Raw genomic sequence first — 11,471 nt, forward strand, 5'->3', positions numbered from 1 at the left:
GAATTATTTTATTATTTCTAAAAGCACAACACTTTCTACATGATGCGTTTGCGGGAACATATCTACTGGTTGATATTTTACCACTTTATATTGTTCTTTTAATAACGCAAGATCTCTAGCTTGTGTTGCACTGTTACAACTTACATAAACGATTCGTGGTGCAGCAAGAGCTAGTAATTGTGCTACAACATCTTTATGCATACCATCACGTGGTGGATCTGTGATAACCACATCTGGTGCGCCATGTTCAGCTATAAAATCTGCAGTAAAAACATCTCTCATATCACCAGCAAAAAATGTGGAATTGTCTATATTATTGTGTGCTGCGTTTGCCTTTGCATCTTCAATCGCTACAGGAACAGATTCGATTCCTACTACATGTTTAGCCTTCTTTGCTACAAATTGTGCAATAGTTCCAGTACCTGTATATAAGTCATAAACTAATTCCTTACCTGTTAATCCTGCAAAGTCTCTTGTGATTTTATATAATTCATAGGCTTGCTGTGAGTTAGTTTGATAGAAAGATTTTGCGTTGATTTTAAACTGTAATCCTTCCATTTCTTCAAAGATATGATCACGTCCATCATAACATATAACTTCTTGATCATAAATAGTATCGTTAGCCTTTTCATTTATAATGTACTGCAACGATTTAATTTGAGGAAAAGAAGTTTTCAAGTGCTCCAATAAAGCTATTCTAGCATTTTCATCTTCCTTAAAGAATTGTATCACAACCATCGTTTCTCCTATGGATGACATACGCAGCATTAATGTCCTTAAAACACCTGTTTTTTCTCTAGGATTAAAGTATTCTATATGTTCCGCTTCCGCGAAAGCGTGAACACTCAACCTTATCTGCTCTCCAATGGTAGGATGTAAATGACATTCATCTAGGTGCAATATTTTATCCCACATTCCTGGAATGTGAAAGCCTAACGCTTTTTTATCTTCGATTTGAACATCACTCTGAATTTCTTCTAAGGTCAACCATCTGCTGGCTGAAAAGCTGAATTCCATCTTATTGCGATAGTAATACTGATCTGCAGATCCTGCAATAGGAGTAACCTCTGGTAAGTCTAAATGACCTATTCTGGTAAGGTTTTCAACAACTTCTTTCTGTTTAAAAAACAGCTGGCTATCATAAGCCATATGTTGCCACTTACAACCACCACAGGTTCCAAAGTGCTTGCAGACCGGCTTTGTACGACGATCTGAAAGGGTGTGAAACACAGTCGCTTCTCCTTCATAAAAAGATTTTCTCTTTTTGAAAGTTTTGATGTCTACCACATCACCTGGCACTGCATTTTTTAAAAATATCACGGCGCCATCTTCAGTTTTGGCTACGCTTTTCCCTTTTGCTCCGGCATCTACTACAGGAACATTTTCAAAGGTTTTATTTGCTCGATTTCTTCTTTTTGACATGTGTCCAAATTTAAGAGAATAGACTGAGGTGTAGCTCATAATTTCTATAAAATTTAAGCTATAGCTTCATGTCTTGGACAGCTCTTTTTGTAAATTGCGACTTAGATAAAAAACAACTTATGAGCACAGCGACTAAAAATGGAAGTCAACATTACATAGATCTAGAAGATGAACATGGAGCACATAATTATCATCCACTACCAGTGGTACTTGAGAAAGGTGATGGTGTATATGTATGGGATGTAGAAGGTAAGCGTTACTATGACTTTTTAAGTGCTTACTCTGCAGTAAATCAAGGACATTGTCATCCTGCGATTGTAGATGCTATGAACCAGCAAGCACAAACATTAACCTTAACATCGCGAGCTTTTCATAACGATAAGTTAGGCGTTTATGAAAAATACATGACCGAGTATTTTGGCTTTGATAAAGTACTGCCGATGAATACTGGTGCTGAAGCAGTGGAGACCGCTATCAAAATTGCTCGTAAATGGGCTTATGAGAAAAAAGGTGTTGCAGAGCATGAAGCAAAAATTATAGTTGCCGAGAATAATTTTCACGGTCGTACTACAACCATTATATCATTCTCAAATGATGAAGGTGCACGTAAGAACTTTGGTCCTTATACTCCTGGTTTTATTAAGATTCCTTATGATGATACGGCTGCCCTAGAAGAAGCATTGCAGCAAGATAATGTGGCAGGTTTTCTTGTAGAGCCTATTCAAGGTGAAGCTGGTGTTTATACTCCAGATGATAATTATATGAGAGCATCGCAAGAACTTTGTAAAAAGTACAACGCTCTTTTTATTGCAGATGAAATACAAACAGGAATCGCTAGAACCGGTGCTTTACTTGCGGTATGTGGTAAATGTGATTGTGCTGGACATTGTGAAAAGCAAGCCGCAACTTATGCGCAGCCAGATGTTCTGATATTAGGAAAAGCTTTATCTGGTGGAGCTTATCCCGTAAGTGCAGTACTGTCAAATAATGAAATAATGAATGTCATTAAACCTGGACAGCATGGAAGTACCTTTGGTGGTAATCCAGTAGCAGCGGTAGTAGGTATGGCAGCACTTGATGTTGTAAAGGATGAGAAGTTAGCTCAAAATGCACGTGAATTAGGTAATCACTTTAGATCTCGAATTAATGAATATATAGAGACTACTGATACAGTTACTTTAGTAAGAGGTCGTGGTTTATTAAACGCGATTGTGATTAACGATACTGAAGAAGGTGATACAGCGTGGAACATATGCTTAAAGCTTCGTGATAACGGATTGCTAGCTAAACCTACACATGGTAATATTATTAGATTTGCACCACCATTGGTAATGACTCAAGAGCAACTAGATGAATGTATCGATATCATTATTCATACTCTTAAGAGTTTTGAGTAAACCAATTAATTAAAATAAAAAAGGCTCGCAATTGCGAGCCTTTTTTATTTTAAAAGATGTCGTAATGTTATCTACATCCTGCTTCTTCCATGGCATCGTATAATGGAGCTAGTTGCTCTTCAGTAACGCCTGGATTATTTAAAGCAAATTCTATATACCATTCATAAAATTCACATTGGTTGAAATAAAACCAAATGATAAACGCTAATCCGATTAGAGAAATAACTAATGATACTATAGCTAGTGTTTTTGCTGTTTTCATTGCTTTTCCATTACTGTAAAGTTCAGGATCTGCATTGTACTTAGCTAGTTCCTTATTTGCTAGAACTAGTGCTATGATGGCTGCAATAGTACCTATTCCATAGAAACAACAACATAAGAAACCAACAACCGAAAGGATGTATATGGCAGTGGTGTTTAATTTTTGCATGATTTATATTTTGATTAAAACGTAAAAATAATAAAAAAGGGAACGCATTGCGTTCCCTTATAAAATTTATGAAAAGATCGGATTAATATCCAGCGTCTTCCATCATTTCTGGATCCATACCAAATTGTTCTAGCATTTCACGTTGTTGTTGAGCTCTTTCTTCTGGAGTTGTAGAAACAAAGTTGTAAATACTATAAAGAGCCATTAGTCCTGCTATTACAGTAACTACTAATGAAACAGTTTTTGCTGTTTTCATCGCTGGTCCATTAGAGTATGCCTCTGGATTAGCTTCATATTCTTTAACTCCTTTGTTTGCAAGGTAAAAGGCTATTCCGGCTGGTATCACTCCGACACCACTGAAGCAACAGCATATAAAACCTACTACAGATAGTATGTAAACTAGGGTTGTGTTTAATTTTTGCATAATGATTGATTGGTTAAAAGATTAATTTAATGATATAGTTAATTAAAATAGTTCCTATGGTGAGTATGGCAAGCGTTAGCTTGATTTTCTCTCCATGTTTAATTTTAAAGAACCAGTCAAATGTAAGAAAAACAAAAAGAAAAAACATCGGGTAAATTCCCGGATACATAAAGAATGCATCAACAACTTCGCCTTTCATTAAAAAGGAAATGGACCGCTGGATACCACATCCAGGACAGTCCATTCCAGTCATTTTTTTACTCATGCATGGTAGCATCCAGCTATCATCGGCATTTAGTATATTCATATTAATTACTGATACTCACTTTTACAGCAGCTTCTCTTTGGTCAGCAGTAATCACTCTTACGATGTAGATTCCTGTGCTAAAGTTACTTGTTTCAAAAGTATAAGCACTATTAGAAGTTCCTTCTTTACTTGAGATTAGTTCTTTTCCAGCAAGGTCAAATAAAGAGATGTTGCTTACCTCGATTCCATTAGGATTGAAGATAGTTAATTCTTGACGACTATTGTTTTGTACTATATCAAATTCTTTTTCAGCGTTAACAATTTCATCATTAGAAAGTGTTGTCGGGTCTTGAAAAATAATTTCAAAACGATCATCAATAGTTCCTGCTGCTAAAGAAATAGTAGATGTACCATTCTTTAAGTCATAAATCGTATTAGTTTGTTTGTCATGCAACAGAATAAATGGTGTATCAAAGTTTTCTAGTGTTTTGATACTGAAATCAAATGAACTATTACTAGTAAGATCAAAACTTAATGGCACTTTTTTATCTGTAGAAAAAGGAATAGAATTAATAATTAATCCTTGATTTGCAACTGGCATATATACATCATTTGCTTGTTTGTTTTGTGAAACAGGTGCTTCCCAACCTATATCTCTACCCATCGTAGTTGATGTATGGAATTGAAGTACTAATTCACGAACATATAAATCATTAACCGCGACATTAAATCTTATCTTAGGTAATACATGTGCTGGTGTGCTGTTGATAGGATTGTTATTGTTGCTACCTGGAGCAGCTGCGAAAAATGAAAGACTACCATCGCTTTCCTTGTAAAATGCGCGTTGTGAATTATTAAATTCTACAGAACCTAAACCGTCTGATACATTAAAACCATCAGGATTTGTTCCACTTACTAGTGATCTTGTAACAACAAAACCTTGACCTATTGGTGCGTATCTTCTACTTAATGTTCCGATAGGTCCAGTAAGACCATCAGTACCACCAGCTGTACTTCCTGATGAAGGTGTTCCATCAGTATTATATCTACTATAAGCAGCTTGAACATAAGTACCATTGTTGTCATATCCATCTTCTGTTCCTGGATCAAAACCGTTAGGCACATAAGAACCATAACCACCTATGTAATCAGTAAGCTGATGACTTGTACTTTTTGATTCCCAGAAATAAACCACTGCGTCAATCTGTGACATACTGGTGTCAAAATCACCCATCCCATCATAAGCTACATTATCTTCCAAAAAGCTTTTTAAGTCTAATGCAGAAGGATAAGGATTACCAACTACTGCAACATTATCTACGTTAACATTTACGTTAATCGTTCCATTATTAGGTCGGCCTCTAAAGTCATAACGCTGCCCGAAAAATGTGCTGTATGTACCTACATTTACTAGGTTAGGACCAGAAGACTGTACCACACCTTTCATTGTAAAACCGACTCCTGGTTCTACGTCTGTTGAACCTTGAACACTTCTCCATGATCCATAAGAAGCAGTAGCGCCGCTAGTGTCATATTTATACAACCATCTTCCTGAAATTTTTAAAGGATTAGTTACTGGGTCTCCAGGTAATAGACTAGCGTCTTGCGCATCCGTAGTTCCTGTCGCGTCAGATGTACCAGAAATAGTAGCTATACTGGCATCAATAACTAGATTAGTTCTCAAGTCTGCGTTAGGAGCACTTGAATTAAAACCTGTTTCCGTAAACCCTTCTTGTAATGTAGGAAAATATATTTGTGAGTTTAAATCAAAATCTTGATTACCGATACTGGTGGCTTGTCCAACAGGTGAACCCCAATAATTATAAGTGTACTCATTTGATGTTCCTTCTTGAAATACAGATAAAACACCAGCTCCTTCATTATCTACATCATCACCTTGAATTAATTGAGCTTCGTTTCTTAAATATAACTTTCCGTTAGTAGAAAGATTTATTTTCCCTTTAGCATATAGATTAGTTCCTTTTGAATAAATGAATCCATCACCTACATATACCTGTGCAGATAATGAACTGATGAATAGAACTGCGAGAATGCTTAAAATAAAATTTTTCATATAAATACTATTAACTAGCGACTACAAAATAAAAGCTTTTCATACCTATACCGTAAAAGTTTCATGTAAATATTAATTATGTACACTTAAATTAGATGTATGGTGTAAATTTGACGATGAATATGATAAATATAAAACAATTTAACGGGATTGCACTTGTTGCAGGTATACTATTTTTCCTGTGCTCTATGTATTTTGAAAAAGGTGTTTTGTTCTTTCAAGTCGCTGGGATAGTTTCACTTATGATTGCTGCTTATCTTTATAGTCGTAATCGAGAAGATGATAATATTGATGAAAATGAGTAAATTTCAAGTAGGTGATCGAGTATTGGTGTTGGACGATGAGTTTGGTGGAGTGGTCGCTTCCGCGAAAGCGGAACAAATAACGATTATTACTGACGATGATATTGAAATTGAATATAATGAATCAGAGCTTATTTTAGATCAAAGGTTTAAGGTAGACCGTGTTGTTGTTAAGGAAGAAGTACCTATTCAAAAAGGAAAAAAGCGACAGGTTTCTCGTAAAAAATCTAAAGAAATACCTGCCATTGAGGTGGATTTACACATACATCAATTAGTAAAGAGTGAACGTGGTATGGACGCCTATGATAAGCTTAATACACAAATGGATACTGCTCGATATAAACTAGAATGGGCTCGTAAAGAACGCATTCCTAAACTAGTTTTTATTCATGGTATAGGTGAAGGTGTGCTTAAAAAAGAACTAGAATTTTTGTTTGATCGTTATAGTGATATAACCTATTATGATGCAGATTTTCAGAAATATGGAAGAGGCGCCACAGAGGTTTACATCTATCAGAATCCTAAATAAATGTTCTAAGGAACGAAATTAGGTGTTATAGTCGTTGTAACTGTTCTTACAAATGTTCCGAACTCATAAAAAGCAATGATAATTTCGCGACTATCACTAGTTGCTGTTAAATCTTCTATACTAATATCTAAATTTGCTGTACTTGAATATTCATGTGGTCTAAATGTGTCAATTGCTGGACTAGCCATTTCTGTAGAATTGATAAGGTAGTAGGGTTGTAAATCTGTCCCGACTAAAAGACGGTCATTTGCAGGACTTAAATCTCGGTTAAGGTCTTCTTGTATGGTAGGGATACCATCATCATCGTCGTCATTATCTAGATAATCTGGTGTTCCATCACCATCTGTGTCTTGGCTTAAAGAAAGGTCGGTAAGATTAATACCTTCATTGATAGTTAACACATTATCACCATCATCGTCTTCATCGATGTAATCTGGTAGGCCATCCATATCTGTGTCTTGTAACGTGGCTATTCCTTCGTCCACAGCACTGATTCCATCATTATCTTCTTCTTCAATACTAGTTGTAATATAGACATCGCCATCTTCTCCTATAAAAGTTTGTAATGTAGTAGGGCTCGACGGTGGTATATCATTACAAAAATAATCACTACCTGCTGCGTCACTAAGTTTACGGTATTCTAAATCATTAGTAATTAAAGAGTATGGACCATGTGTTGCCTCAGAACTCAAAATATCGTCTATTGTAGATAACTGTAATGATATTGTTTCGGTATCGTTAATCATATAGAATAGATAGTCTGATGTGTCACCATCGTCAGGGATTTCACATGCTTGAACAGTTGCGCCTTCAAAATCTAAATCTTCTAGAATTAAGTCGCCATCATCACAGCCTATTAAAGCTATAGGGATTATTAGGTAAAGCAGTTTTTTCATATCTTCAAAAATAAGGATTACTATTCGAGCTTTAAAGTTAATTTTTAAGGTCATTTCTTTTACTTTTGCCGGCATGAGACAAGTATATTTAGATAGTGCCGCTACCACACAAATGAGAACTGAAGTAATCGACGAGATGACTCGTGTAATGCAGGACGTTTATGGTAACCCTAGCAGCACACATAGTTATGGTCGCAGTGCAAAATCATTAATAGAAAATGCTCGTAAGAACATCGCAGCTCAACTAGGTGTTACAGCAGCAGAAATCATTTTTACATCTGGTGGTACTGAAGCAGATAATCTAGCCATTCACAGTTGTGTTCGTGATCTAGGAGTACAACGTATCATTACCACAAAAATTGAGCACCATGCTGTTCTTTATATTGTAGACTACTGTAAAGAAAAATATGGAACTCATGTTGAATATTTAGATTTACAAGATTGTGGAACGCCTAGTTATGATCACCTACAAGAGTTACTTAAAGATGAGTCTCAAAAAACTCTTGTAAGCTTGATGCATATTAATAATGAGATAGGTAACAAATTAGATATCGATCGAGTAGGGAATATGTGTAAAAAATATAATACACTTTTTCATAGTGATTGTGTGCAATCTATCGGTCATTATGAAATGGATTTCTCTAAACTACCTGTTGATTTTACCGCGGTAAGTGCTCATAAGTTTCATGGTCCTAAAGGTGTTGGATTTGCTTTTATTAGAAAAGGTACCGGTTTAAAACCATTAATTTTAGGTGGTGCACAAGAACGTGGTTACCGCGCTGGTACAGAAAGCGTGCATAATATTGTAGGTATGGATAAGTCTTTATCTATGGCTTATGAAAATCTAGAAAAAGAACGCGAGTATGTTAAAGATCTTAAAGATTATTTTAAAGCTCAGCTTTTAGAAAAAATACCTGGTGTGAAATTTAATGGTAACTGTGGTGATCATGAAAACAGTACGTTTACCTTATTAAACGTCTGTCTTCCTTGTCCTGCAGATAAGGCAGCGATGTTGCTTTTCACAATGGATCTTAAAGGAATTGCTTGTTCTAAAGGTAGTGCTTGTCAGAGTGGTTCTCAAAAAGGCTCTCACGTATTAACTAATGTTTTGGCAGACGAGGATTTAAATAAACCTAGTCTGAGATTTAGCTTCTCTATTTTTAATACCAAAGAAGAGCTGGATTATGTGGTGGATGTTTTAGTAGAGTATTTAGAGTCTATTTAATACGCTTTCGCGAAAGCGTCATTTTAAAGCTAAACTTTTACAATCTCGCTACCAGTCTAACGTTAAATACTCGTGGTGTTAACTCATTAGGAATAGCAAATTGCTGCTGGCTAGAAACGTCACGTACCCAAATATTAGTGATCGAGTTACTTTCATCAAAGATGTTGTAGATCTCTGCACCAATGGTCACTTCAGCAAAATTGCTGAATAATTTACTAGACTTTTTATCGTCTTTCAATACTAAATTAATACCTATATCTGCTCTACGATAATCCTGTAAACGGAACTGAAAATCATATGGGTCTGCATAATTAGGTGATCCACCTGGTAAGCCTGTATTATACACTAAGTTTAAATACATTTTTAAATGCGGCATGTTAGGAACATAGTCTTGAAATAATGCAGCAAATTTTAATCGCTGATCTGTTGGTCTTGCGATGTAGCCTCTATCATTTAAATTCTCTTCTGTCTTTAAATATCCAGCACTGAACCAGCTTTCGGTACCTGGTACAAATTCACCATTAATACGCAAGTCTACACCATAGGCATATGCAACGGCATCATTATTTGCTCTGTACCTGATGCGTACGTTTTCTAGCGTATAAGTATTTACATCTGTCAGATCTTTGTAATAAACTTCAGTTGTTAATTTAAAAGGTCGTTTTTTACCATCGCTAGATATCCAGTTAAAACTCCAGTCGTTTCCTATTACAGCATGAATGGATTTTTGTGCTTTTACAGCAGGATTTACTACACCTTGCTGGTCACGTAACTCTCTATAAAATGGTGGTTGGTAATATAGTCCACCAGAAATACGGAAGAGCATATCAGTATTATTCCAGGCTGGTTTTATAGCGAGTTGACCACGTGGCGAGACTACCGTTTGTGTTGTGCTTTCAATGCCGTCACCACTTACATTCCAGGTATGGGAACGTATCCCAGCGTTCCAAAAAACCTCTGTGTCTTTGATATAACCACGACTGCTATATTGACCAAATAATTGATAACGTGTCACTTGTACATCATTATCTGCACTAGTAGATTCAAAAGGAACGAGTGGTCCAGTAAAAGGTTCATAAGGTTGATCGTTTGCTAGGTCAGCAAATGGTGGTCTTATATTAAAACCTGCACTGTCGATCACGTTATATTCTCGTACACGATCTCTTATATCTTCTTTAGAGAATTTAATTCCCCAATCGAGGCGATCGTTTTCCTTTTTCTCACTTGGTATTTCCAGAGTTCCACGATGCTCTGCGGTCATAATAAGAGCATCTAGGTCATTACGACCATGTTCTAGCTCAGAACCTACAGATGTAACAAAATCTATTTGCCCTAAATCACTACTTCCTATATCCGTGTTTGGTCTTCCAAGACCATAGTTAGCTAAAATATCATAATGCTCTTGTTCTTGAGTATGATAAACACTAGTAATAAACCTTAGGCTTAAATTTTCGGTAGCATCATAACTAGCTTTAAGGGCTCCAAAATAGGTTTCATACTGGTCATCTTCACGACCTTCATAATTGATTATAATTCCTTGGACATCTTGTAATGTCCCAAAATTGGCTTCTCTAAGTTTCGGTTCAAATTCATAACTGTTAATCGCAATGTTACCTAGAAAGCCCAGTTCTAACTTTGAATTGATTTTATATGTCAAGTAGGTCTGTGCGTCAAAGAATCTTGGTATAGCATTAGCTTCGGTTTCTCTAGAGTTTACTAATAAGCTATTATCTCTGTAACGCACACCTAGTATTCCTGTAAACGCTTTCTCGAAAGCGTCTCCTTCAACAAACGCATTCACACCTAGTAAACTAGCGTCTATTCCTGCACCAAAGGCTGTAGGGCGACGATAGTCAATGTCTAATACAGAGCTTAACTTATCACCATATTTAGATTGAAAGCCACCAGCACTAAAGTCTACACTACGCACCATGTCAGAATTCACAAAACTCAATCCTTCTTGCTGACCGCTGCGTATTAAGAATGGCCTGTATACTTCGATTTCATTAATGTAAACGAGATTTTCATCAAAGTTTCCACCGCGAGCACGATATTGTGTGCTTAATTCATTACTGCCGCTTACACCAGGTAATGATTTTAAAATGTTCTCTACACCAGGCTGTGCTCCAGGGATTTTACGTATCACCTTTGCACTTATGGTTGTAATACCTTCTAGGTCTTCGCGTGTGGTAGTGTTTAAAACTACTGTGTCTATAATCTCAATACTTGAAACCATCACAGGATTTAATTCATAAACCTGAAGATTTTTAAGGGTTAATTCCTTTTGTCCACCTTTATAACTTATTGCGGTAAATGTGATGACCACTTTTTGATTTGCAGGCACTTTTAATTGATAGAATCCATTTTCATTAGAGGCTGTTCCAATTGTAGTGCCTTGTATAGATACATTTACATCTTTTACAGGTTCATTAAATTCATCTAGAATAACACCTTGTATAGTGGCTTGTTGAGCCATTGTGATAAGGCTTAAAAGGAATGCAGCGAGGAAAAGGTAGGTCTTCAAA

General features: G+C 36.1%; 10 protein-coding genes. 3 read left to right on the forward strand and 7 right to left on the reverse strand.

The features are described from left to right. Positions 1-3 precede the first annotated feature (3 nt). Positions 4-1,422: a 23S rRNA (uracil(1939)-C(5))-methyltransferase RlmD gene (rlmD, locus tag ACJJVI_RS08770; RefSeq protein ID WP_405351481.1), complete on the reverse strand. Its 1,419-nt coding sequence runs from the start codon at positions 1,420-1,422 to the stop codon at positions 4-6. A 119-nt stretch (positions 1,423-1,541) separates the two neighbouring features. On the opposite strand from rlmD, the gene rocD reads away from it, so the two are divergent. Next, complete coding sequence (rocD, locus tag ACJJVI_RS08775; RefSeq protein ID WP_036582116.1) at positions 1,542-2,819, forward strand: ornithine--oxo-acid transaminase; 1,278 nt, start codon at positions 1,542-1,544, stop codon at positions 2,817-2,819. Between the two features lie 67 nt (positions 2,820-2,886). Here rocD and ACJJVI_RS08780 read toward each other — a convergent pair whose 3' ends face one another. From ACJJVI_RS08780 to ACJJVI_RS08795, 4 genes are all read right to left on the reverse strand, one after another. After that, on the reverse strand, positions 2,887-3,249 hold the full coding sequence (locus ACJJVI_RS08780) for a CCC motif membrane protein (RefSeq protein WP_036581707.1): 363 nt from the start codon (positions 3,247-3,249) through the stop codon (positions 2,887-2,889). Positions 3,250-3,331: 82 nt separating this feature from the next. Further along, entirely contained in the window at positions 3,332-3,673 is a 342-nt protein-coding gene (locus ACJJVI_RS08785; protein ID WP_036581704.1) for a CCC motif membrane protein, read from the reverse strand. A gap of 13 nt (positions 3,674-3,686) precedes the next feature. Next, on the reverse strand, positions 3,687-3,980 hold the full coding sequence (locus ACJJVI_RS08790) for a DUF2752 domain-containing protein (RefSeq protein WP_036581701.1): 294 nt from the start codon (positions 3,978-3,980) through the stop codon (positions 3,687-3,689). A 1-nt stretch (position 3,981) separates the two neighbouring features. After that, positions 3,982-5,994, reverse strand: a complete 2,013-nt coding sequence (locus ACJJVI_RS08795) for a T9SS type A sorting domain-containing protein (protein WP_405351484.1) — start codon at positions 5,992-5,994, stop codon at positions 3,982-3,984. Positions 5,995-6,291: 297 nt separating this feature from the next. Between ACJJVI_RS08795 and ACJJVI_RS08800 the strand changes: the two genes are divergently transcribed. Then, entirely contained in the window at positions 6,292-6,825 is a 534-nt protein-coding gene (locus ACJJVI_RS08800) for a Smr/MutS family protein (protein WP_036582114.1), read from the forward strand. A 5-nt stretch (positions 6,826-6,830) separates the two neighbouring features. On the opposite strand, the gene ACJJVI_RS08805 is transcribed toward ACJJVI_RS08800, so the two are convergent. Beyond that, the gene (locus ACJJVI_RS08805) at positions 6,831-7,796 is read right to left on the reverse strand and encodes a hypothetical protein (RefSeq protein WP_052408396.1); all 966 of its coding nucleotides are present in this window, start codon (positions 7,794-7,796) and stop codon (positions 6,831-6,833) included. Between ACJJVI_RS08805 and ACJJVI_RS08810 the strand changes: the two genes are divergently transcribed. After that, positions 7,795-8,946 (forward strand): cysteine desulfurase family protein, encoded by a 1,152-nt coding sequence (locus ACJJVI_RS08810; RefSeq protein ID WP_042271224.1) that lies wholly within the window; start codon positions 7,795-7,797, stop codon positions 8,944-8,946. The two genes, ACJJVI_RS08805 and ACJJVI_RS08810, sit on opposite strands and share 2 nt — an antisense overlap. A gap of 37 nt (positions 8,947-8,983) precedes the next feature. On the opposite strand, the gene ACJJVI_RS08815 is transcribed toward ACJJVI_RS08810, so the two are convergent. Then, a complete protein-coding gene (locus ACJJVI_RS08815; protein ID WP_405351486.1) occupies positions 8,984-11,422 on the reverse strand; it encodes a TonB-dependent receptor in 2,439 nt (812 codons plus the stop codon). Positions 11,423-11,471 lie beyond the last annotated feature (49 nt).

The organism is Nonlabens sp. Asnod3-H03 (assembly GCF_045063665.1).
GTDB classification, from domain to species: domain Bacteria; phylum Bacteroidota; class Bacteroidia; order Flavobacteriales; family Flavobacteriaceae; genus Nonlabens; species Nonlabens ulvanivorans.

Bases quoted from the DNA above. Each gene is read 5' to 3' on its own strand.
- rlmD (WP_405351481.1), bottom strand. From the start codon at position 1,422: ATGTCAAAAAGAAGAAATCGAGCAAATAAAACCTTTGAAAATGTTCCT.
- rocD (WP_036582116.1), top strand. From the start codon at position 1,542: ATGAGCACAGCGACTAAAAATGGAAGTCAACATTACATAGATCTAGAA.
- ACJJVI_RS08780 (WP_036581707.1), bottom strand. From the start codon at position 3,249: ATGCAAAAATTAAACACCACTGCCATATACATCCTTTCGGTTGTTGGT.
- ACJJVI_RS08785 (WP_036581704.1), bottom strand. From the start codon at position 3,673: ATGCAAAAATTAAACACAACCCTAGTTTACATACTATCTGTAGTAGGT.
- ACJJVI_RS08790 (WP_036581701.1), bottom strand. From the start codon at position 3,980: ATGAATATACTAAATGCCGATGATAGCTGGATGCTACCATGCATGAGT.
- ACJJVI_RS08795 (WP_405351484.1), bottom strand. From the start codon at position 5,994: ATGAAAAATTTTATTTTAAGCATTCTCGCAGTTCTATTCATCAGTTCA.
- ACJJVI_RS08800 (WP_036582114.1), top strand. From the start codon at position 6,292: ATGAGTAAATTTCAAGTAGGTGATCGAGTATTGGTGTTGGACGATGAG.
- ACJJVI_RS08810 (WP_042271224.1), top strand. From the start codon at position 7,795: ATGAGACAAGTATATTTAGATAGTGCCGCTACCACACAAATGAGAACT.
- ACJJVI_RS08805 (WP_052408396.1), bottom strand. From the start codon at position 7,796: ATGCCGGCAAAAGTAAAAGAAATGACCTTAAAAATTAACTTTAAAGCT.
- ACJJVI_RS08815 (WP_405351486.1), bottom strand. From the start codon at position 11,422: ATGGCTCAACAAGCCACTATACAAGGTGTTATTCTAGATGAATTTAAT.